The sequence below is a fragment of the Micromonospora sp. WMMD754 genome, from assembly GCF_049315235.1.
In the GTDB taxonomy this organism is placed as follows: domain Bacteria; phylum Actinomycetota; class Actinomycetes; order Mycobacteriales; family Micromonosporaceae; genus Micromonospora; species Micromonospora sediminicola.
On the sequence record NZ_CP186058.1, the window covers coordinates 2,662,948 to 2,683,102 of the forward strand.

General features: G+C 74.2%; 22 protein-coding genes. 11 read left to right on the forward strand and 11 right to left on the reverse strand.

What is annotated here, in order from left to right; translation table 11 throughout:
• Window positions 1–10: 10 nt before the first annotated feature.
• The 3 genes from ACN27B_RS13035 to ACN27B_RS13045 form a co-directional block, all read right to left on the reverse strand.
• Window positions 11–604: an ATP-dependent Clp protease proteolytic subunit gene (locus tag ACN27B_RS13035; protein ID WP_091582790.1), complete on the reverse strand. Its 594-nt coding sequence runs from the start codon at window positions 602–604 to the stop codon at window positions 11–13.
• A 126-nt stretch (window positions 605–730) separates the two neighbouring features.
• Window positions 731–1,372, reverse strand: a complete 642-nt coding sequence (locus tag ACN27B_RS13040; RefSeq protein ID WP_422745159.1) for a helix-turn-helix domain-containing protein — start codon at window positions 1,370–1,372, stop codon at window positions 731–733.
• A gap of 107 nt (window positions 1,373–1,479) precedes the next feature.
• Window positions 1,480–2,706 (reverse strand): hypothetical protein, encoded by a 1,227-nt coding sequence (locus ACN27B_RS13045; protein WP_422745161.1) that lies wholly within the window; start codon window positions 2,704–2,706, stop codon window positions 1,480–1,482.
• A 178-nt stretch (window positions 2,707–2,884) separates the two neighbouring features.
• On the opposite strand from ACN27B_RS13045, the gene ACN27B_RS13050 reads away from it, so the two are divergent.
• Window positions 2,885–3,898 (forward strand): potassium channel family protein, encoded by a 1,014-nt coding sequence (locus tag ACN27B_RS13050; protein ID WP_099162707.1) that lies wholly within the window; start codon window positions 2,885–2,887, stop codon window positions 3,896–3,898.
• Window positions 3,899–3,929: 31 nt separating this feature from the next.
• Here ACN27B_RS13050 and ACN27B_RS13055 read toward each other — a convergent pair whose 3' ends face one another.
• Window positions 3,930–4,412 carry a MarR family winged helix-turn-helix transcriptional regulator gene (locus ACN27B_RS13055; RefSeq protein WP_245666909.1) on the reverse strand — a complete coding sequence of 161 codons (483 nt, stop codon included), beginning with the start codon at window positions 4,410–4,412 and terminating at the stop codon, window positions 3,930–3,932.
• Between the two features lie 86 nt (window positions 4,413–4,498).
• On the opposite strand from ACN27B_RS13055, the gene ACN27B_RS13060 reads away from it, so the two are divergent.
• Window positions 4,499–5,146: an FMN-dependent NADH-azoreductase gene (locus tag ACN27B_RS13060; RefSeq protein WP_099162706.1), complete on the forward strand. Its 648-nt coding sequence runs from the start codon at window positions 4,499–4,501 to the stop codon at window positions 5,144–5,146.
• Window positions 5,147–5,224: 78 nt separating this feature from the next.
• Here the strand turns inward: ACN27B_RS13060 and ACN27B_RS13065 are convergent, their stop codons facing one another.
• The 3 genes from ACN27B_RS13065 to ACN27B_RS13075 form a co-directional block, all read right to left on the reverse strand.
• Complete coding sequence (locus ACN27B_RS13065; protein ID WP_099162705.1) at window positions 5,225–6,259, reverse strand: 2-oxoacid:ferredoxin oxidoreductase subunit beta; 1,035 nt, start codon at window positions 6,257–6,259, stop codon at window positions 5,225–5,227.
• Window positions 6,252–8,099, reverse strand: a complete 1,848-nt coding sequence (locus tag ACN27B_RS13070; RefSeq protein ID WP_091582764.1) for a 2-oxoacid:acceptor oxidoreductase subunit alpha — start codon at window positions 8,097–8,099, stop codon at window positions 6,252–6,254. Before ACN27B_RS13070 ends, ACN27B_RS13065 begins: the two co-directional genes overlap by 8 nt.
• Window positions 8,100–8,295: 196 nt before the next feature.
• Window positions 8,296–9,753: a hypothetical protein gene (locus ACN27B_RS13075; RefSeq protein ID WP_422745165.1), complete on the reverse strand. Its 1,458-nt coding sequence runs from the start codon at window positions 9,751–9,753 to the stop codon at window positions 8,296–8,298.
• Between the two features lie 125 nt (window positions 9,754–9,878).
• Here ACN27B_RS13075 and ACN27B_RS13080 point away from each other — a divergent pair, with 125 nt between their 5' ends.
• Entirely contained in the window at window positions 9,879–10,256 is a 378-nt protein-coding gene (locus tag ACN27B_RS13080) for an NADH-quinone oxidoreductase subunit A (protein WP_098743819.1), read from the forward strand.
• A gap of 2 nt (window positions 10,257–10,258) precedes the next feature.
• Here ACN27B_RS13080 and folP read toward each other — a convergent pair whose 3' ends face one another.
• Entirely contained in the window at window positions 10,259–11,128 is an 870-nt protein-coding gene (folP, locus tag ACN27B_RS13085; protein ID WP_091582757.1) for a dihydropteroate synthase, read from the reverse strand.
• A 193-nt stretch (window positions 11,129–11,321) separates the two neighbouring features.
• On the opposite strand from folP, the gene ACN27B_RS13090 reads away from it, so the two are divergent.
• From ACN27B_RS13090 to ACN27B_RS13105, 4 genes are all read left to right on the forward strand, one after another.
• Window positions 11,322–11,963 (forward strand): DivIVA domain-containing protein, encoded by a 642-nt coding sequence (locus ACN27B_RS13090; RefSeq protein WP_422745168.1) that lies wholly within the window; start codon window positions 11,322–11,324, stop codon window positions 11,961–11,963.
• Complete coding sequence (locus ACN27B_RS13095; RefSeq protein ID WP_099162702.1) at window positions 11,960–12,457, forward strand: SRPBCC family protein; 498 nt, start codon at window positions 11,960–11,962, stop codon at window positions 12,455–12,457. Before ACN27B_RS13090 ends, ACN27B_RS13095 begins: the two co-directional genes overlap by 4 nt.
• Window positions 12,458–12,544: 87 nt before the next feature.
• Window positions 12,545–13,129, forward strand: a complete 585-nt coding sequence (locus ACN27B_RS13100) for a DNA-3-methyladenine glycosylase I (protein ID WP_091582747.1) — start codon at window positions 12,545–12,547, stop codon at window positions 13,127–13,129.
• Window positions 13,130–13,154: 25 nt separating this feature from the next.
• Window positions 13,155–13,883, forward strand: a complete 729-nt coding sequence (locus ACN27B_RS13105) for a hypothetical protein (RefSeq protein ID WP_422745171.1) — start codon at window positions 13,155–13,157, stop codon at window positions 13,881–13,883.
• A gap of 6 nt (window positions 13,884–13,889) precedes the next feature.
• On the opposite strand, the gene ACN27B_RS13110 is transcribed toward ACN27B_RS13105, so the two are convergent.
• Together ACN27B_RS13110 and ACN27B_RS13115 are read right to left on the reverse strand one after the other, a co-directional pair.
• On the reverse strand, window positions 13,890–14,681 hold the full coding sequence (locus ACN27B_RS13110) for an enoyl-CoA hydratase/isomerase family protein (RefSeq protein WP_091582740.1): 792 nt from the start codon (window positions 14,679–14,681) through the stop codon (window positions 13,890–13,892).
• A gap of 4 nt (window positions 14,682–14,685) precedes the next feature.
• Window positions 14,686–15,504 (reverse strand): PaaX family transcriptional regulator C-terminal domain-containing protein, encoded by an 819-nt coding sequence (locus ACN27B_RS13115; protein ID WP_099162700.1) that lies wholly within the window; start codon window positions 15,502–15,504, stop codon window positions 14,686–14,688.
• 190 nt (window positions 15,505–15,694) lie between these two features.
• On the opposite strand from ACN27B_RS13115, the gene ACN27B_RS13120 reads away from it, so the two are divergent.
• On the forward strand, window positions 15,695–15,862 hold the full coding sequence (locus ACN27B_RS13120; protein WP_013283866.1) for a DUF3117 domain-containing protein: 168 nt from the start codon (window positions 15,695–15,697) through the stop codon (window positions 15,860–15,862).
• Between the two features lie 144 nt (window positions 15,863–16,006).
• Window positions 16,007–17,467 (forward strand): leucyl aminopeptidase family protein, encoded by a 1,461-nt coding sequence (locus ACN27B_RS13125; protein ID WP_422745175.1) that lies wholly within the window; start codon window positions 16,007–16,009, stop codon window positions 17,465–17,467.
• Window positions 17,468–17,478: 11 nt separating this feature from the next.
• Here the strand turns inward: ACN27B_RS13125 and ACN27B_RS13130 are convergent, their stop codons facing one another.
• Entirely contained in the window at window positions 17,479–18,129 is a 651-nt protein-coding gene (locus ACN27B_RS13130) for an O-methyltransferase (protein ID WP_256386054.1), read from the reverse strand.
• 212 nt (window positions 18,130–18,341) lie between these two features.
• Here ACN27B_RS13130 and ACN27B_RS13135 point away from each other — a divergent pair, with 212 nt between their 5' ends.
• A complete protein-coding gene (locus tag ACN27B_RS13135) occupies window positions 18,342–19,649 on the forward strand; it encodes a S1C family serine protease (protein ID WP_422745956.1) in 1,308 nt (435 codons plus the stop codon).
• Between the two features lie 73 nt (window positions 19,650–19,722).
• Window positions 19,723–20,148, forward strand: coding sequence for a preprotein translocase subunit TatB (locus ACN27B_RS13140; protein WP_099162696.1), 426 nt, complete (start codon window positions 19,723–19,725; stop codon window positions 20,146–20,148).
• Window positions 20,149–20,155 lie beyond the last annotated feature (7 nt).

Genomic DNA, 20,155 nt, shown 5'->3' on the forward strand with positions numbered 1-20,155 from the left:
GCCGTCCGGCTCACGCGGCGAGCTGGTCGACGCGGGAGAGCACCTGGTCGACGAGGCCGTAGTCGCGGGCCTCCTCGGCGGTGAACCAGCGGTCCCGGTCCCAGTCCCGCTGGATCTCCTCCAGCGTGTGCCCGCTGTGCTCCGCGATCAGCTCCTGCATCGTGCGCTTCACGTGCAGCATGTTCTCGGCCTGGATGGTGATGTCGGCCGCCGTGCCGCCCATCCCGCCGGAGGGCTGGTGCATCATGATCCGCGCGTGCGGCAGCGCGAACCGCTTGCCCGCGGCCCCGGCGCAGAGCAGGAACTGCCCCATCGAGCCGGCCATCCCCAGCGCCAGCGTGGCCACGTCGTTGTTGACGTACCGCATGGTGTCGTAGACGGCCATGCCGGCGCTGACCGAGCCGCCCGGCGAGTTGATGTAGAGGAAGATGTCCCGCTCCGGGTCCTCCGCCGCGAGGAGCAGGATCTGCGCGCAGATCTGGTTGGCCGAGGCGTCGGTGACCTCGGTGCCGAGGAAGATGATCCGCTCCTTCAGCAGCCGTTCGAAGACCCGGTCACCGAAGGCCGGCTGCCCCTCGTCCAGCATCCAGATGCCACCACCCATGACCGCCCACCTCCGTGCCGCCGGTGGGCGGGGGACCGCCCGGCGAGCCGGCGGTCTCCAGCGTCCGTCGGGCGCACCCCCGCGGCCCAGGCTTTCTGCCCGGGGCAGATTCGCCCTGGGCAGAAGCTAGGCGGCGACCGCGCGCCGTCGGCCGGCGCGGGCCCGCCGCCGGGCCACCGCCGGCGAGGTACGCGGGCGCGGGCGGACGGTCGGGGCGGAGGGGGCCGGCCAGATCCGGATGCCGCCGCCGAACCCGATCGGCGTGGTGGCGTCGAGGGCGGGGCCGACCGGCGTCGGCCCGGGCCGCACGGGGCGCCGCGTGCCACCGAGCAGGGGCGTGGCGGTGACCGGCCGACGGGCGACCGGCGGGCGGAGCGAGACCGTCGGCCGGTGGGCCGCCGAGGTCCGGGGGGACGTGGTGGGCCGGCGGGTGACGGACAGCCGGGGCGGGCCGACCCGCAGGTGCGGACCGGTGCGGGTGGCCGGCGCGCGGTCGAGGCGGGCCAGCGGGATGGCGGTGCCGACCGGCGTGGGCCGCTCCCGGCGCAGCTCGTCGCGCGCCTCCTCGAGCAGGTCGGCGAGGTGGATCCCGAGCGCCCGGCAGATCGCGGCCAGCACCTCGGAGGACGCCTCCTTGCGGCCCCGCTCGACCTCGGAGAGGTAGGGCAGGGAGACCCCGGCGGCCTGGGCCACCTCGCGCAGCGTGCGGCCCTGACGCAGGCGGATCCGCCGGAGCACCCCGCCGATCACCCGTCGCAGCAACGACATGCCGGCCTCCTCGCGGTCGCCGTTCGCCGACGCCACCCATCATGCCCTGTCCCGGCGGGTCGGACCGGCCCGGTCGACCCCCGTGGTGCCGACCGGACCGGTTCCGGTCACCGCCAGACGACCGCTCGGCCGTGCCAGCTCGGCGAGACGAAGTTCGCCTGCCCGGCGATGACACCGGCGTCGTTCACGTTGATCGCGACGCTGCTCACCGCCCCGTCCGGCAACGGCAGCAGCTGCGAGGTCGCCGTCGGCGACGGCCAGATCATCGCCCGGCTGCCGGTGCCGTCGGTGCCGATCACCAGACCCGAGTCGTTCAGCGACTGCGCCGTCGGGGAGGCCGAGCTGGTGGCCAGCCGGCGCATCGTCGTGCCGTCCCAGAAGAACGCGGCGAACTGGCCGTCCGCGGTCCAGCTCGTGCCGACCACCTGACCGAGGTCGTTGATGCCGTTCGCGACGCTGGTGGGCCCGCCGAGCGTGCCGAGCGACCGGAGGACGCCGTCGCGCCAGACGAACGCCTGGTTGACGAACGGAGGGTCGGTCCACTCCTTGAAGCCGTAGGTGCCGGTGACCGTGCCGGCCTCGTTGACCGCGGCGGCGCTCGCGCCCGGCGGCGCGTCGATCGTGACCTCGGTGTTCCCGGTCCGGACGAAGGCCCGCCGTCCGGTGAAGCTGTCGGTCACGTGATAGACGCCGACGATCCGGTCCCCGGCGGTGTCGAACGCGATCGAGAAGATGCCGCCGGTCAGGCCGAGGTCCTGGATCTTCCCGCCCACCCAGGCGACGGCGTGGCTGCTGCCGTCGGCGGCCTGGGCGGTGCCGACGATACGACCCCGCTCGTCGATCGCCTGGGCCTGACTGGTGCGGCCGCCGAGCGTGCCCAGGTCCTCGATCCGCCCGTCGACCCACCGCACCGCGTGCCAGTCGCCGTTGGCCAGCTCCGCCGACCCGACCACCACCCCGGCCGAGTTGACGTCGTAGGCCGTGGTGCTCCGGCTGTCGTCCAGCCCCGGCAGCACCTCGGCGGTCCGCTTCGCCGTCGGCATCGGCGCCGGTGTGCTGGGGGCCGGCGTGCCGGACGGCGACGGCGAGGCGGTCGGCGTCGGGCGGGCGGTGGGCGAGGGGGACACCGTCGGCGTGGGCCGCACGGTGGGCGTCGGCGAGGCGGTCGGCCGGGGGGAGACGGTCGGTGACGGGACGGGGGTGGGCTTCGGCCGCGTGGGCCGGGACGTCTCCGGCGGGCGGTCCCCGGGCCGACCCGCCACCGCTGGCGACGCGCCGGCCAGGGCCGTCCCGAGGACCACGGCCAGCGTGGTCAGTGCCGCACGTGTACGCATCCGACTCCCCCTCGTCACTATCGGTGGGTACGAGTCTTGCCCAGCGGCACGTCGATGAATGTGACGAGATCCTTACCGCTCGTGCGGCGGGGGCCGGTCCCCCGGCCCGGCCGGCCGGTTCGGGGCGTACCCGCTATCTTGAGGGCGTGCAGGCGACGGTGGCGGAGCGGGACCGACGGTGATCCATTTTCCCGCGCAACGGCGGGGGCCGCTGAGCGCGCTGAGTCTGCGCCTGCTCGCCGCCCTGGGGCTGGTCCTCGCCACCGTCTTCGTGGTCTGGCTCGACCGCGACGGCTACCGCGACGTCAACGGGGACGGCCTGACCCTCCTCGACTGCTTCTACTACGTGGTGGTGTCGCTCTCCACCACCGGTTACGGCGACATCGCCCCGTCCAGCCCGTCGGCGCGACTGGTCAACGTCCTGTTCGTCACCCCCGCCCGGGTGCTCTTCCTGATCATCCTGGTCGGCACCACCCTGGAAGTCCTGACCGAGCAGTACCGGACCGGCCGTCGCCTGTCGCGGTGGAGGAGAACCGTGAAGGACCACGTCATCATCTGCGGGTACGGCACCAAGGGCCGCAGCGCGGTCTCCGCGCTGCTGGAGAACGGGGCGGACAAGTCCAAGATCGTGGTGGTCGAGCGGAGCGGCCCGGCCCTGCGGCAGGCCACCTCGAACGGGCTGGTGACGATCGAGGGTTCGGCGACCCGCTCGTCGGTGCTGGAGGAGGCGCACGTCCGCACCGCCAAGTCGGTCATCATCGCGACCGACAGCGACGACGCCTCGGTGCTGGTGGCGCTGACCGTCCGGCAACTGACCGCCGGTCAGGTACGGATCATCGCGGCGGTTCGGGAGGCGGAGAACGCGCCCCTGCTCAAGCAGAGCGGCGCGCACCACGTGATCGTCTCGTCGGCCACCGCCGGCCGGCTGCTCGGCCTCTCCACCTCGGCCCCGCCGCTGATCGACGTGGTGGAGGACCTGCTCACCCCCGGCCAGGGCATGGCGCTGGCGATGCGGTCGGCCGAGCGCGACGAGGTGGGCCGGTCTCCGCGTGAGCTGGAGTCGCTGGTCATCGCGCTGGTCCGCCGGGGCAAGGTGGTCACGCTGAACGACCGCGCGGGCGCGGTGATCGAGACCGGCGACATGCTGGTCCACGTCCGCGACGACCGGCCGCAGGCCACCACCACGGTATGAGCCGGTTGCCGGGCCGGGTCACCGGCTGCGGTCAGCAGGCGTCCGGGCCGTCCGCCGAGACCACCTCGGCGCAGGACGACGACCGGCCCTGGCTGGCCCGTCGCAGCAGCTCGTAGAGCAGGTCCCGCTCGCCCGGCTCCAGCGCGCCGAGCACCTCCTCCTCCGCGCCGGCGAGCGCGCACTCCGCCTCGCGGAGTCGTGTCGTGCCCACCTCGGTCAGGCTGACCACGTGCCGGCGGCGGTCCTCCGGGGACCGGCGCCGTTCGACCAGGTCGTCCGCCTCCAGGTCGTTGAGCAGCCCGACCACGTTCGTGCCGTCGATCTGGAGCGTGGCGGCCAACCCCTGCTGGCTGATGCCGCCCGAGTCGCGCAGCACGGTGAGCGCGACGAGGTGCCGGGGGCGCAGGCCCAGCGGCGCCAGCACCGACTCGGAGCGCAGCCGCATCCGGCGGGCCAGGTGCTGCAGCAGCGGCCCGGAACGGCGCTCCGACTCCTGGGCGGGCACGGCGGACATGTGACCCAGTTTACGCGGCCCACGGAACATCGCCCTGCTATAAATGGTTGGTCCTACACGAACGATCGATGGAGGAGGAACAACCAATGGCACACCTGTTGCACATCGACTCGAGCATCACCGGCGAGCGGTCGGTCAGCCGGCGCCTCACCGCCCGCGCGGCGGCCGCGTGGCGCGCCGCCCACCCCGGCGGCACGGTCACCTACCGCGACCTCGGGCAGAGCCCGGTGCCGCACCTCGACGCCGCCGGCGGCCTCGCCCGGATGGTGCCGCCGGACCAGCACACGCCCGAGCAGCGCGCCTCCTGGCAGCTGACCGAGGAACTGGTGGGGGAGGTGACCCGGGCCGACACGATCCTGCTGGGGCTGCCGCTCTACAACTACGGCGCACCGAGCGTGGTGAAGTCCTGGGTCGACCACCTGATCGCCCCCGGCATCGCGTACGACCCGGCGACCCGGGCCGGGCTGCTCGGCGGTCGCGAGTTCGTGGTCCTGGTCAGCCGGGGCGGCGGCTACGGCGCGGGCAGCCCGAAGGAGGGCTGGGACCACGCCGAGCCGTGGCTTCCGCACGGCATCTCCATGACCGGCCTGGAGCCGCGGTTCATCTCCGCCGAGCTGACCCTGGCCCCGGTCAACCCGGCGATGGCGGAGCTGATCCCGCTGCACGAGCAGAGCCTGGCGGCCGCCGAGCGGGCGGTCGACGAGCTGTGGGTGCCCGCCGCGGCGGCGGCCTGACCGGGTGCCTCCACGCCGAAGGGCGGGCCGTTCCGCGGGGGAACGGCACGCCCTTCGCGTCGGCGGGTCAGGGACCGGTCAGAGGATGGTCCAGGTGTCGCCGCTGCCGAGCAGCGCGGAGAGCTGCTGCTCCGGGGTCTGGTCGACAGCGGCCCGCGCCGCCGCGACCTGCTCCTGCACCACGCTGTCGTAGGACGGGCGACCGACCGACCGGAACACCCCGATCGGGGTGTTGCGCAGGTCGAGCCCGGGCAGGCGGGACAGCGCGAACGCGTACGCCGGGTCGGCGACCGTGGCGTCGTGCACGACGATCTCCTCGGCCGGGGTGGCCGAGGTCTCCCGGACCTCCAGCCCGAAGCCACCCGGCGGGTGGACGACGCAGAACTGGCCGTCCTTGCCGAACGTGATCGGCTGCCCGTGCTCCAGCCGGATCAGGAAGTCGTCCCGGGTGGCCGGCTCCTTGAGCGGGTCGAACGCGCCGTCGTTGAAGATGTTGCAGTTCTGGTAGATCTCCACGAACGCCGAGCCCTGGTGCTCCGCCGCGGCCCGCAGCACCGACTGGAGGTGCTTACGGTCCGAGTCGATGGTCCGGGCCACGAACGTGGCCTCGGCCCCCAGCGCCAGCGACAGCGGGTTGAACGGGGCGTCCGCCGAGCCGGCCGGGGTCGACTTGGTGATCTTGCCGACCTCGGAGGTGGGCGAGTACTGACCCTTGGTGAGGCCGTAGATCCGGTTGTTGAACAGCAGGATCTTCAGGTTGACGTTGCGCCGCAGCGCGTGGATCAGGTGGTTGCCGCCGATGGAGAGCGCGTCGCCGTCACCGGTGACCACCCAGACCGACAGGTCCGGCCGGGACACCGACAGGCCGGTGGCGATCGCCGGGGCGCGGCCGTGGATCGAGTGCATCCCGTACGTGTTCATGTAGTACGGGAAACGCGACGAGCAGCCGATGCCCGAGACGAAGACGATGTTCTCCCGGGCGATGTTCAGCTCCGGCATGAAGCCCTGCACGGCGGCCAGGATGGCGTAGTCGCCACAACCGGGGCACCAGCGCACCTCCTGGTCGGACTTGAAGTCCTTGGCGGTGAGCTTCAGGGCGACGGGCTCAGACATTCTTCAGGACCTCTTCCAGCATCGTCTCCAGCTCCGCGGCGGTGAACGGCAGGCCGCGGACCTGGTTGTAGCCGATCGCGTCGACCAGGTACTTCGCCCGGATCACGTGGGCGAGCTGGCCGAGGTTCATCTCGGGTACGACCACCCGGTCGTAGGAGCGCAGCACCTCGCCGAGGTTGGCCGGCATCGGGGCCAGGTGGCGCAGGTGCGCCTGGGCCACCGACAGCCCGCGCTGGCGCAGGCCCCGGCAGGCGGCGCCGATCGGCCCGTACGTCGAGCCCCAACCCAGCACCAGCACCCGGGCGTCGCCGTCCGGGTCCTCCACCTCGACGTCGGGCACCGGGATGGTCTCGATCCGGGCCGCCCGGGTGCGCACCATGAAGTCGTGGTTCGCCGGGTCGTACGAGATGTCGCCGGTCTTGTCGGCCTTCTCCAGGCCGCCGATCCGGTGCTCCAGGCCCGGGGTGCCGGGCACCGCCCACGGGCGGGCCAGCGTCTGCGGGTCCCGCAGGTAGGGCAGGAAGCTGGTGCCGTCCTCGCCGTTGGGCTCGGTGGCGAACTCGACCCGCAGGTCGGGCAGGGACTCCACGTCCGGCAGCAGCCACGGCTCGGAGCCGTTGGCCACGTAGTTGTCGGAGAGCAGGATCACCGGGGTGCGGTAGGTGAGCGCGATCCGGGCCGCCTCCAGCGCCGCGTGGAAGCAGTCCGACGGCGACTTCGGCGCGACCACCGCGACCGGTGCCTCACCGTGCCGGCCGTACAGGGCCATGTTCAGGTCGGCCTGCTCGGTCTTGGTGGGCATGCCGGTGGACGGCCCGGCCCGCTGCACGTCGACGATGACCAGCGGCAGCTCCAGCGCCACCGCCAGGGAGATCGTCTCGCTCTTGAGCGCCACGCCCGGCCCGCTGGTGGTGGTGATGCCGAGCGCGCCGCCGTACGACGCGCCCAGCGCCGCGCCGACCGCGGCGATCTCGTCCTCGGCCTGCATGGTGACCACGCCGAACTTCTTGTGCTTGCTCAGCTCGTGCAGGATGTCCGAGGCCGGGGTGATCGGGTAGGCGCCGAGGAACACCGGCAGCCCGGAACGCACCCCGGCGGCCACCAGGCCCAGCGACAGCGCCGCGTTGCCGGTGATGTTGCGGTAGGTGCCCGGCAGCATCTTCGCCGGCTTGACCTCGTACCGGACCGAGAAGTCCTCGGTGGTCTCGCCGAAGTTCCAGCCGGCCCGGAACGCGGCCACGTTCGCCGCCACCAGCTCGGGGCGGGCCGCGAACTTGCGCTCCAGGAACCGCAGCGTCGACTCGTACGGGCGGGAGTACATCCAGCTCAGCAGCCCGAGCGCGAACATGTTCTTGGCCCGCTCGGCGTCCTTCTTGGACACGTCGTGCGCGGCCAGCGCGCCGATCGTCATCGAGGTGAGCGCGACCGGGTGCACCGCGTAGCCGGCGAGCGAGTCGTCGTCCAACGGGCTGGTCGCGTAGCCGACCTTGGCCAGGTTGCGCCGGGTGAACTCGTCGGTGTTGACGATGATGTCCGCCCCGCGCGGCAGGTCGGCCAGGTTCGCCTTCAACGCCGCCGGGTTCATCGCCACCAGCACGTTCGGCGCGTCGCCCGGCGTCAGGATGTCGTAGTCGGCGAAGTGCACCTGGAAGCTCGACACACCCGGCAGCGTGCCGGCGGGGGCGCGGATCTCGGCCGGGAAGTTGGGCAACGTGGAGATGTCGTTGCCCAGCTGCGCCGTCTCCGAGGTGAACCGGTCGCCGGTGAGCTGCATGCCGTCGCCGGAGTCGCCGGCGAACCGGATGACCACCCGGTCCAGTTGACGGATCTGCTTGGTCACGCCCGCACCTCGCTTCGCTGAGCGCCGTCGCCCTCACCGGCGCGGCCCGCTCCGTTTCTCACGTCAGAGCCTACGTCGCCCGGTTAGGGCCACCTTGGTGGAGGTCCGACGTGTGGGACCCGAACGGGCCGGTGTATGCCCCGCTTTGCAGCGTTTAGTACCGGCGGCCGTAATTCAGATCACCGCCGGATTCGTCTCACCGCTCCGCGGTCGACGGCCCGGCCGGGTCCGGCGAGCCGATCTCGCTGCGACGGCGCAGCGAGCGCGTGGCCAGGGCCAGCGCCAGCACGACCAGCAACCCGGACACGGTGATCAGGGCGATCGCGGTGCGCTGCACCGACGACTCGTCGTCGTCGGCCCGGCTCTCCGCGGCCAGCACGCCCTGCGACCCGGTGGGGGTGGGCGCGCCGGCCGCCGGCGTGGCCTGCGCCGCCGCCGCGCTGATCCGGAAGCTCATCTGCACCTGCCGGTCCCGCCCGCTGCGCGGGTCCAGCCGGCCGATCACCGCGCCGGCGAGCGGCGCCATCCGCTGCGCCTCCGGCGAGGCGGTCACCGGCAGCCGCAGGGTGGCGGTCCGGCCCGAGGGCAGGCTGCCCAGCTCGCACCGCGCCCGGTCCGGCGCCAGCGCGGCGCAGCCGGTGTCGCCGGCCCCGACGGTCACCCCGGCCGGCAGCAGCACCTCCACCCGGCCGGTGGCGTCCACCTCGCCGGTGTTGCCGAGCCGGACGGTCAGCGTGCTCGGCGCGCCACTGATGTCGAAGAGCACCTCGTCGGCCCGCAGCGAGATGCCCGGCACCGGGGGCCCGGGCGGGAACAGCACCGCGAAGCCCTCGTCGTCGTACGCCGCCCCGGTGGCGCCGGGCGCGACGGCGGTCACCTGGACCACGCCGCTCAGCGGCATGGCCCGCCAGGCGTCCGCGGCGACGCGTACCCGGATGGTCGCGCTGAACCGCGCGCCCGGCGCGGCGGTCCACCCGCCGCACCGGTGGTTGCCGCCGCCGGCGGGCGCGCAGCCCGGCGTGCCGGCGTCGGTCAGGCCGGCCGGCAGGCTGTATCCGAGGCTGATCTGCTCCGCCCGTCCGCCGGTGTTGGTCACCGTCACCCGCAGCGTGGTCACCGTGCTGTCGGCGTTCCAGTAGTCCGGGGTCAGCACCACGTCGTCGGTGGAGACCTGCACGCCCAGCGGACCGCCGGCCGGCTGGGTCGGCGGCGGAGGCGGGGGCTGGACCGGCGGCACCACCGGCGGCGGCGCCGGCGCGGTGGTGGTGGGCGCCGTGGTGGTCGGCGCCGGCACGACCGGGGCCGTGGTCGGCGGCGTCGGGGCGGTGGTGACCGGTGCCGGCGGCGTGGTGGGCGCCGGGGCCTCCTCGGTCGGAGGCGCGGTGGTCGGCTCCGGCGCGGTGGTGGTCGGATCGTCGGTCGGCGTGGTCGGCTCGGTCGGGTCGCCGCCGGGCTCGCCGCCCGGACCGTCCGGATCACCCGGGTCGCCGGGCGCCGCGTGGACCACGCCGGCCAGCGGGAAGGGGGAGGCCGCGGCCCACCCCGGCGCCACCGCCACGACCGTCGCGGCCGCGGCGAGCAGCGCGGGGGCGAACAGCGCGAGAGTACGGCGGTGCGCGACCCGCCGAGCGGGTCGAACGCGGGGGCGGGTCATCTGTCCTCCGGACGTTTCAGCGAAGTCTCATTATTCGGCGACAGTTGCCATCCGGCACTAGTCCCGTCAGGAAACGAATTCGTAACGTGTCCGGGACGTCTGGACGGGACCGGTACGCTCCGCTCGTGACCGGATATCTCGGCTCGTACGCCACGCTCGGTCTGCTGCTGCTCGCCGCCGTGCTCTTCTTCGTCACGGCGTTCTCGGCCAACCGGGTGTTACGTCCCCGCCGGCCGGCCGAGCCGTGGGGCAAGCGGGCCACCTACGAGTGCGGTCTCGACCCGGTCGGCGGCGACTGGGCCCAGATGCAGATCCGCTACTACGTCTACGCCTACCTCTACGTGCTCTTCGCGGTCGAGGCGGTCTTCCTCTTCCCCTGGGCGCTGGTCTTCGACCGGCCCGGGTTCGGGGCGACCACCGTGGTGGAGATGGGCGTCTTCGTGGCGATCGTGGCGCTCGGGATCCTCTACGCCTGGCGGCGCGGCGTCCTGCGCTGGACCTGACCCTAGGCCAGCCCGCGCCGGGTGGCCGCCGGGGGCCGGTCGCCCCGGATCGAGGCCACCATGTCCAGCACCCGGCGGGTCTGACGCACCTGGTGGGCCCGGAACACCCGGGCGCCCAGCCACGCCGAGACCGCGGTGGCGGCCAACGTCCCCTCCAGCCGCTCGGGCACCGGCAGGTCCAACGTCTCGCCGATGAAGTCCTTGTTCGACAGCGCCACCAGCAGCGGCCACCCGGTGTCGGTCAGCTCGCCCAACCGACGGGTGATCTCCAACGAGTGCCGGGTGTTCTTGCCGAAGTCGTGCGCCGGGTCGATCAGGATGCCGTCCCGCCGCACCCCCAGCCCCACCGCCCGCTCGGCCAGCCCGGTGACCGTGCCGACCACGTCCGCCACCACGTCGTCGAAGGCCGCCCGGTGCGGTCGGGTACGCGGGGCCAACCCGCCGGCGTGCGAGCAGACCAGCCCCGCGCCGGTCGCCGCGGCGACCCGGGCCAGCGCCGGGTCCGCCCCCGACCAGGTGTCGTTGAGCAGGTCCGCGCCGGCCGCGACCGCCTCCACCGCCACCTCGGCCCGCCAGGTGTCGATCGAGATGACCACGTCCGGGAAGGCGGACCGGACCGCGGCGATGGTGTCCACCGTCCGGCGGATCTCCTCGGCCACGTCCACCTCGTCGCCGGGGCCGGCCTTCACCCCGCCGATGTCGATGATCTCCGCACCCTCGGTCACCGCCCGCTCCACCGCGCGCAGCGCGCTGTCCTCGGCGAAGGTGGCGCCCCGGTCGAAGAACGAGTCCGGCGTCCGGTTGACGATCGCCATCACCACCAGCTCGCCGGGAGCGAAGGTCCGCCCACCGAGCCGTAGCGCTCCCGTCATGCCCGCCTCCTCGTCTCCCCGCCCGGGTGGCCGTCGTCGCGGGCCGACCCGACGCTATCCCGTCCGGAGCCCCCGCCCTCCGCTGGTCCCGCCGGCCCGATCCGTGGTCGCCCCGGTCGGGGGAGTGCGGCGTTTCCGAGTCGGAGGTGGCGGAGGGCTCGCCCGATCCCGGCCCGCATGCCACGATCTCTGCATGGGTCAGGTTCTGCTCCTTCTGGTGGTCGCGCTGACCGTCGCGGCGGTGGTGCTCGGGGTGACGGTGCTGGTCTCCGGGCGTGATCCGGGCCTGGTCCCGACCGAGCCGGACGGGCGGGCCGTGCCCCTGCCCGGCACCCGACCGCTCGACGAGTCCGACGTGAGCGAGGTCCGTTTCGACACCGCGCTGCGCGGTTACCGGATGGCCCAGGTCGACGCGGCGATGCGACGGGCCGCGTACGACATCGGCTACAAGTCCGAGCTGATCGGCGTGCTGGAGGCCGAGAACGCGGCGTTGCGGGAGGGGCGCACCGAGGAGGCCGACGCGCTGCGCCGGGCCCGCGAGGAGGCCGCCGCGAGCAGCTCCGAGCCCGCCCCGTCGATCGCCGATCCGACGACCGGCGGGTCGGTGACCATCGACCTCTCGGCGCCCGCGCCGGGATCCGACGTCGAGCCGGAGACGGATGCCGGGGTCGCCCCGGCCGAGGCGGGCGTGGCGGAGGCTCCGGCCGCCGCGGCCGTCGAGGACACCACCTCGCCCGGCGACGGGATCATCACCGGACCGTCCGCCGGGAGCGTGCCGGCCGCCGATGCCGACGACCGGGAACGCGGTCCGGTGGTCCGGTCGGAGTCGGCGTGACCGGCGCGGAGGGTTCCGCCGACTTCGCCGAGGCGGCCCGGCGCGGCGCCGCCGAGGTCACCGCGACGGTGATCGTCGACGCGCCGGCCGAGCGGGTCTTCGCGGCGCTGACCGCGTGGGAGCGGCAGTCGGACTGGATCCCGCTCACCACGGTCCGCGTGGTCGAGGGCGACGGCGGCGAGGGCAGCCTGGTCGAGGCGGTCACCGCGCTGGGTCCGGCCGTGCTGCGGGACGAGATGCGGGTGGTGCGGGTCGACGCCCCGTACGAGGTCGGGGTGGTCCACTGCGGCAAGCTGCTGCGTGGCCCGGGGGTCCTGCGCTGCACCCCGATGGACCGGGACCGGACGCAGGTGGTCTGGCACGAGTGGTTCCACCTGCCGGGCGGCGCGGCGGGCCGGGTCGCCTGGCCGGTGCTCTGGCCCGGCTCGAAGTTCAGCCTGACCCAGGCGTTGAAGAAGTTCGCCCGCCTGGTCGAACAGGGCCGCCTGCCCTGAGGCCCACCCCGACCGGCTGAATCAACCTGTCGGGATCGGCGCCCGCGCGCCGGGAGCCTGTCGGTGGGCTGACCTACCGTGTAGGGCGTGACTGACCTGGTGATCGGGGCCGACGGGCTGGCCCGCTGCGCGTGGGGAGCGAGCACCCCCGACTACGCCGTCTACCACGACGACGAGTGGGGGCGGCCGCTGCGCGGCGACGACGCGCTCTACGAGCGGCTCACCCTGGAGGCGTTCCAGTCCGGCCTCTCCTGGCTGACCATCCTGCGCAAGCGCCCGGCGTTCCGGCTCGCCTTCGACGGGTTCCGGATCGAGACGGTGGCCGGCTACGGCGAGGCCGACGTCGCCCGGCTGATGGCGGACGCCGGGATCGTCCGCAACCGGGCCAAGGTCGAGGCGGCGATCGCCAACGCCCGGGCCGCGCTGGAGCTGCCCGAGGGGCTCTCCGCGTTGCTCTGGTCCTACGCGCCGCCGCCCCGGGCCGCGCGACCCGGCTCGTTCGGCGAGGTGCCCGCGATCACCCCGGAGTCGACGGCGATGGCCAAGGCGCTCAAGAAGCGTGGCTTCCGCTTCGTCGGCCCCACCACCGCCTACGCGCTGATGCAGGCGACCGGCATGGTGGACGACCATCTCGCCGACTGTCACGTGAGTGGCGACCGGGCCGGGGTGTGACGCGACGGCGTGATGGGATTGGGGCATGACCGACACCGAGCCGCGTACGAGCGCGACGACCGACGGTGACACCGGGCCGGGCGCCTGGGCGGTGCTGCTGCCCGCCGAGCGCTACGAGGCCGAGCGGCTGGTGCACCACGACGTGCTGGAGCTGACCGGCCTCCCGGCGGGAGCCGCGCCCCGGCCCGGCGACCGGGTGGCGGTGCTGGTCGAGGAGCCGCTGCGCCTGGTGGCGCTCGGCCGGGTGGCCCCGGCCACCGCCACGACCCGCGACGCCCCGGCGAGGCCGGCTTCCGGGCCCCGGAACGCCCCGGCGACGGCCGCCCCCGGGAGCCGGGCCGCCGGGACCCCGGAGGCCCCGACCGCCGGGGGGAGCTGGGAGGACCCGGACGACCCGCAGTCCGACGCGACGGCGGGGCTCGTGGTGACGTACACCCGGCGGGTGCTGGACGAGCCGGTGCCGGTGGACGGCCCGGCCCCCGACGGCCCGGTGACCGCGCTCGACCCCGCGCGGTGGCGGGCGCTGGCCGACCGGCTCGGCCCGCCGCCGGCGCGGCGCACCTGGCTGGTCAGCCTCGACCTGCCGATCGAGGCGGCCACCCGGGCCGAGGCGGTCCGGCTCTTCTGGTCGTACGTGCAGGAGCTGGGCCCACGTGAGCTGCCCGCGTTCGTCTCGCCCTCCGGCGACGAGCTGGCCATGCAGGCGTTCGTGCTCGGCGTGGAGGCCAACCAGGATCCGGAGGAGGACGACTGACCGGCCTCAGCGCCCCTCGAACACCGGCTTCTGCTTGTTGACGAACGCCATGGTGGCGGCGCGGTGGTCGGCGGTGCCGCCGCAGATCGCCTGCGCCTGCGCCTCCGCGGCCAGCGCGTCGGCCAGCGTGCCGGCGTCGGCGATGGAGAGCTGGCGCTTGATCGCCCCGTACGCGACGGTCGGCCCGGCCGCGAGCCGCGCGGCCAGTTCCTGCGCGGTCGGCAGCACCTGCTCGTCATCGTCCACCAGGCGGGTGAGCAGGCCGAGCCGGCACGCGTCCTCGGCGCCGACCGGTTCGGCGAGCATCAGCAGCTCGACCGCCTTGGCGTGGCCGACGAGTCGGGGCAGGGTCCAGGAGGCCCCGGTGTCGGCGGCCAGCCCGACCCCGGCGAACGCCATCAGGAACCGGGTCTTCGGGCCGCCGATCCGGAAGTCGGCGAGGAACGCCAGCGAGGCGCCGGCGCCGGCGGCCATCCCGCGCACCGCGGCGACCACCGGCTTGGGCAGGTTGGCCAGGCGGGCGGCGATCGGGTTGTAGTGCGCCCGGACCGTGCCCAGCGGGTCGGCGTCGGCCGACTCCAGCGTCTGCACGTGCTCCCGCAGGTCCTGCCCGGCGCTGAACGAGCCGCCCGCGCCGGCGAGCACGACCGCCCGGCAGGAACGGTCGGTCTCCAGTTCGGCGAGGGCGTCCCGGAGCGCCTCCTTGAGCGCCACGTCGAGCGAGTTCATCGCCGTCGGGCGGTTCAGCGTCAGGGTGACGACGGCGTCGGTGCGGTCGACGAGCAGCGGCTCGGTCACGTGTCTAACGACCCTTCTGTCGGGCGAGGCGGTTGCTGGCGTCGAGGCACTGCTCGACGTACCGGTCGGCGGCCGGCCGGAGCCGGGCCGCGTGCCGGTCGAAGAACCCGGCCGCGCTGGTGCCCGGCCAGCGCTCGGGGAGCAGCGCCGGGGGCAGCTGCGGGTCCTGGAACAGGAAGGTACGCCACGCGTGCACGAGCCGGAACCGGGCCGCGTACGCGTCCTCGTCGCTGCTGCGCACGGTGACGCCGGAGAGCAGCGGCTTCTGCTCGGCGACGAAGCGTTCGTACGCCCGGCCGATCTCGGACAGGTCCCAGGCCCGGCGGACCACGCCCATGGCGCCGGGCGTGCCGGCGGCGTGCGCGGCGGTGAACCGCTCGTAGCGCACGCCGGCCTCGGCGAGCAGCAGGTCGACGTCCTCGCCGGGGCGGGTGGCCACCCAGGTGCAGTCGTCGAGCGTGCCGTAGCCGAGGAAGCTGAGGTTGGCCGCGAGCCGCTGCCGGTCCCGGCGGGACGCCGGTGCCGTCAGCACCAGGAGGTCGAACCGTCCGTCCCAACTGTGCCGACCGGTCCGGTAGATCCGGGAGGCCGCTTCGTCGAGTCGACGACCCGCCTTCGGGGTGATCGAATATCCCGGTCCGGAGGCCAGCCGGAGCGGTTCCAGCCAGCCCTGACGGACCATCCGGGAGACCGCGGTCCGCACCGCCGGTGGGGCGATGCCGAGGGGTGCGAGCAGCTTGACCAGGGCGGCGACCGGTGCGCGGCCACCCCTGGCGCGGAGGTGGTCGCCGTACAGGTCGAAGAGTGCCGACCGTGCCTGCATGACCGCACATTGTGACAGGCCTATCCAAGATAAGCTAGATGCTGTTACATCAATGCTGCTTCGGTTTGGGTCCGGCGGTGTTCATCAGGGAAAATCGTTGGTCGACGCCTCCGCGACGCTTGCGGGTGGCGATGGCGAAGTGGCTGTGGGGCAACCCACCGACCCTGGTGTAGGTCTGAGGGGAGACAACATGGCGGCGATGAAGCCGCGGACGGGCGACGGTCCGCTGGAAGTCACCAAGGAGGGCCGGGGCATCGTCATGCGGGTCCCGCTGGAGGGTGGTGGCCGGCTCGTCGTCGAGATGACTCCCGACGAGGCCACCGCGCTGGGTGACGCGCTGAAGGCGGCTGCCGGCTGATGCGAGGAGCGGGTCGCGCGGCGTACGCCGCGCGGCCGGTTCGTCCTACCCTGAGCCACCGGCTTGGCCGGTGGCTCAGGGCCTTCATCGGCCAGTGAGCGGCAAACTGTCCCGCTAAGAGCATTTTCGGAGGTACGGTCCAGCGTGCTGGCCATTCGTCTGGTGAGCGGGTCCGTGCGACCCGACTCCCTCGTCCTGCCCGTTCGTCCCGGAGGGCCGGACTCCCCGGCCGTGCTGGTGCCGACCGCCGCCCCGTCCGCCGACGACGTCCGGGCCGAGGCGGGCGCGCTGCTGCCCGCCGCCCGACTCACCGGCGCCGCCGGCGAGGTACGCGAGCACCTGCGCCCCGGCGCCGCCCCGAACCGCCTCTGGCTGCTCGGTGTCGGTGCCGGCGACGAGCAGGACTGGCGGGTCGCCGGGGCCGCGCTGGCCCGCGCCGCCAAGGATGAGACGCAGATCACCATCGCGCTTCCCGACGACGCCGGGACGGCGCTGCGCGGGCTCGCCGAGGGCCTGCTGCTCGGCTCCTACCGCTACCGCCTCACCGAGGCCGGGGCGCGGCCGTCCCTGGCCGGGGTGGACCTGCTGGTGACCGACCCCCAGGCACACGCCGACACGCTGGCCGCGGCCCGGACCACCGCCGAGATGACCGCGCTGGCCCGGGACCTGACCAACACCCCCTCGTCGACGAAGCACCCCGAGTGGTTCGCCGACCAGGTGGCCGCCGCCGCGGCCGACCGGTCCGACCTGCACCTGCGCGTGCGTGAACCGCGGGAGCTGGCGGCCGAGGGCTTCGGCGGGCTCCTCGCCGTCGGCGGCGGCTCCGCCCGCGGCCCGCGCCTGGTCGAGCTGGACTGGCGCCCGGCCGGCGCGCGTACCCACGTGGTGCTGGTCGGCAAGGGCATCACGTTCGACACCGGCGGCATCTCGATCAAGCCGGTGCCCGCCATGAAGCTGATGCGCAAGGACATGGCCGGCGCCGCCGCCGTGGTCGCCGCGACGCTCGGCGCCGCCGCGCTGGGCCTGCCGGTACGGGTCACCACGCTGGCGCCGCTCGCCGAGAACATGGTCAGCGGCTCGGCGTTCCGCCCCGGCGACATCATCCGGCACTACGGCGGCCTGACCAGCGAGAGCACCAACTCCGACGCCGAGGGCCGGCTGGTGCTGGCCGACGCCATGGCGTACGCGGTGCGGGAGCTGAAGCCCGACCTGCTGGTCGACCTCGCGACCCTGACCGGGGCGAACGCGGTGGCGCTGGGCAAGCGGCACGCCGCGCTCTACAGCGAGAACGACGACCTGGCCGCGGGCCTGCTGGCCGCGATCTCGGCGGCCGGGGAGCGGGCCTGGCGGATGCCGCTCGCCGACGACTACGTGGAATACCTGGCCAGCGACATCGCCGACCTGCACAGCTCCCCGGCGCGGGGCGCGGGCTCGGTGGTGGCCGCGCTGTTCCTCCGCGAGTTCACCGGCGACCTGCGGGACCGCTGGGCGCACCTGGACATGTCCGCCCCCTCGTGGTCCGACGACGTGCACGGCGAACTGGTCAAGGGCGCGACCGGCTGGGGCGTACGCGGGCTGCTGCGCTGGCTGGGGACGCTGGGCTGACCGGCGGCGGGTCAGCTCCGCACGGCGGCGAGCAGGCCGTGGCCGACCGGCAGCAGCGCCGGCACCCAGTGCTCGGACTCGCGGATCGCCTTGACGGTCTCCCGCACGGTGACCGTCTCCACGTCCCGGGCGGCCGGGTCGCCGATCCGGCCGCCGGCCAGGGCGCCGTTGAGCGCGAGCACGCCGCCGGGCCGCAGCAGCCGCAGCGCCGCGTCCACGTACGCCGCGAAGCCGGTCCCCGCGGCGTCGGCGAAGACCAGGTCGTAGGCGCCGTCGGCGAGGCGGGGCAGCACGTCGAGCGCCCGGCCGGTGATGATCCGGGTACGTCCCGACGGGAAACCCGCCTCCTGGAACAGCCGGCGGGCGAGGCGCTGGTACTCGACCTCCACGTCGATCGTGGTGAGCACGCCGTCGGGGCGCATGCCGCGCAGCAGCCAGACACCGCTGACCCCGGTGCCGGTGCCGATCTCGACCACCGCCCGGGCGTTGCCGGCGGCGGCGAGCAGTCGCAGCGCGGCGCCGGCGCCGGGCGTCACCGCCTCGACGCCCACCTCGCGGGCGAGCGCCCGGGCGGTGCGCAGCACGAGGTCCTCGGTGACGTACGACTCGGCGAACTGCTGCGCCTGGGCCGTCGAACTGCCGTGACCGGCGACCGTGGCGATGGGACACCTCCGGGGGCGGGCTGGTGCGAGGGGTCGGTTGGCACTGTGAGCGTAGAGGCGACCCGGTACGGGCGCAGCCGCGAGTCGGCGGTGGGACGATCACGGGCGGCAACCCCTGACTCCACGCGGGGCATCCGTGCAATCCTGGAGGTGTCCCGCGCGTCACGGTCGTCCGGCTCCGCCGGCGCCCGGCACGGGGCGTGCGGGACGGAGTGGGAGGCACGGACGTGACCGACGGCTGGGACTGGCGCCAGCCCGGCGGAGCGCCGGCACCGGCGGGAGGGCCGGGGCCCGGGCAGCCACCGCAGGGCGCCGCGGGTGGGACGACGTCGCCCTGGTGGTCCGACGCGCTGGGCGACCCGTGGCGGGATCCGTACGCGCCGGCGGCCGTGGTGGTCCCGGCCGCCGCACCCGACGGGGCGGGTGAGCCGGAGCCGGTCACCGACCCGGACCTGCCGACCCGGCCGGGGCTGCGCCAGGTGGTGCTGATCTCCTTGATCACCGCGCTGCTGGCCGGCTCGCTGGGCAGTGCACTGACCTACGCCCTGATGCGCGGCGGCGACGTGCCCACCCTGGGCGCGCAGGCCGGGCAGGCCCCGGCGCTGGCCCAGCGCAAGCCCGAGTCGCTCGCCGGGGTCGCCGAGCGGGTGCTGCCCAGCGTGGTCACCATCCGGGTGGCCAGTCTCGGCGGCATCAGCGAGGGCTCCGGCTTCGTGGTGAGCACCGACGGGCACATCGTCACCAACGACCACGTGGTCGCCGACGGGCCCGGCAAGGCCACGGTGATCTTCAACGACGGCAGCACCACCCCGGCGACGGTCGTCGGGCAGGACCCGGAGTCGGACATCGCGGTGGTCAAGGTGACCCGCAGCGGGTTGACCCCGGTGCAGTTCGGCGACTCCGACGCGCTCGCCGTGGGCGACCCGGTGCTCGCCATGGGCTCGCCGCTGTCGCTGGCCAACACGGTCACCGCCGGCATCGTCAGCGCGCTGGACCGCACCATGCAGGCCGGTGAGCCGGGCGGGCCGACCCGCTACTACGCGGCCATCCAGACCGACGCCGCGGTCAACCACGGCAACTCCGGCGGCCCGCTGGTGGACGGCGGCGGCCGGGTGGTCGGCGTGAACTCGACGATCAAGTCGTTGGTGGCGGACGGGCAGGAGGCCGGCAACATCGGCCTCGCCTTCGCCATCCCGATCAACCAGGCGAAACGGGTCACCGAGGACATCATCGGCACCGGCAAGGCCCGGCGTACGGTGATCGGCGCCCAGGTCGGCGGCACCGGCGCCACCGGTGGCGGCGTACGCCTCAACGCGGTCGAGCCGGCCGGCCCGGCGGCGGCGGCCGGGATGCGCACCGGGGACGTGGTGCTCCGGCTGAACGGGCATCCGATGACCGATCCGACGGACCTGGTGGCGCTGGTGCGCAAGTACGCGCCGGGTTCGGTGGTGACGGTGGAGTACCGGCGTGGGTCGTCGCGGCAGAACGCGTCGGTGACGCTCGCCGCCGACGCGAAGTGAGGAGGGGTCACCCCCTCCCCGTCGGCCACCTCACGTGCGTAGTCTTGCCCTGGACACGGACGAGGAGGCCGCGGTGTTCGAGAACCTGAACTGGTGGGAGATCGGCGTCCTGCTGCTCCTGGCGCTGTTGATCTTCGGGGACAAGCTGCCCAACGTGATCAACGACGGCCTTCGGATGGTCCGCAACCTCCGCAACATGGCGCGGAACGCCACCGGCGACCTGAGCCGCGAGCTGGGCACCGACATCCAGCTCGAGGATCTGCACCCCAAGGCGTTCATCCGCAAGCACCTGCTCAGCGAGGAGGACGAGCAGGCGCTCCGGAAGCCGTTGCAGAGCATGTACGACAACCTGCGCTCCGACGTCACCGGCGTGCACGACGAGCTGAAGGACGTCGCGAGCGCCGCCGACCTGCGCAACCCGGGCCCCCGCCCCGCCGTCGCGACGCCGGCCGCCCCCACCCCGCCGGCCCCGCGCCCCTCGTACGACGACGCCACCTGACCCATCC

What these genes read in the sequence shown, in the direction of transcription:
- ACN27B_RS13035 (WP_091582790.1), bottom strand. Translation starts at nt 604, where the DNA reads ATGGGTGGTGGCATCTGGATGCTGGACGAGGGGCAGCCGGCCTTCGGT.
- ACN27B_RS13040 (WP_422745159.1), bottom strand. Translation starts at nt 1,372, where the DNA reads ATGTCGTTGCTGCGACGGGTGATCGGCGGGGTGCTCCGGCGGATCCGC.
- ACN27B_RS13045 (WP_422745161.1), bottom strand. Translation starts at nt 2,706, where the DNA reads ATGCGTACACGTGCGGCACTGACCACGCTGGCCGTGGTCCTCGGGACG.
- ACN27B_RS13055 (WP_245666909.1), bottom strand. Translation starts at nt 4,412, where the DNA reads ATGTCCGCCGTGCCCGCCCAGGAGTCGGAGCGCCGTTCCGGGCCGCTG.
- ACN27B_RS13060 (WP_099162706.1), top strand. Translation starts at nt 4,499, where the DNA reads ATGGCACACCTGTTGCACATCGACTCGAGCATCACCGGCGAGCGGTCG.
- ACN27B_RS13065 (WP_099162705.1), bottom strand. Translation starts at nt 6,259, where the DNA reads ATGTCTGAGCCCGTCGCCCTGAAGCTCACCGCCAAGGACTTCAAGTCC.
- ACN27B_RS13075 (WP_422745165.1), bottom strand. Translation starts at nt 9,753, where the DNA reads ATGACCCGCCCCCGCGTTCGACCCGCTCGGCGGGTCGCGCACCGCCGT.
- folP (WP_091582757.1), bottom strand. Translation starts at nt 11,128, where the DNA reads ATGACGGGAGCGCTACGGCTCGGTGGGCGGACCTTCGCTCCCGGCGAG.
- ACN27B_RS13090 (WP_422745168.1), top strand. Translation starts at nt 11,322, where the DNA reads ATGGGTCAGGTTCTGCTCCTTCTGGTGGTCGCGCTGACCGTCGCGGCG.
- ACN27B_RS13105 (WP_422745171.1), top strand. Translation starts at nt 13,155, where the DNA reads ATGACCGACACCGAGCCGCGTACGAGCGCGACGACCGACGGTGACACC.
- ACN27B_RS13115 (WP_099162700.1), bottom strand. Translation starts at nt 15,504, where the DNA reads ATGCAGGCACGGTCGGCACTCTTCGACCTGTACGGCGACCACCTCCGC.
- ACN27B_RS13120 (WP_013283866.1), top strand. Translation starts at nt 15,695, where the DNA reads ATGGCGGCGATGAAGCCGCGGACGGGCGACGGTCCGCTGGAAGTCACC.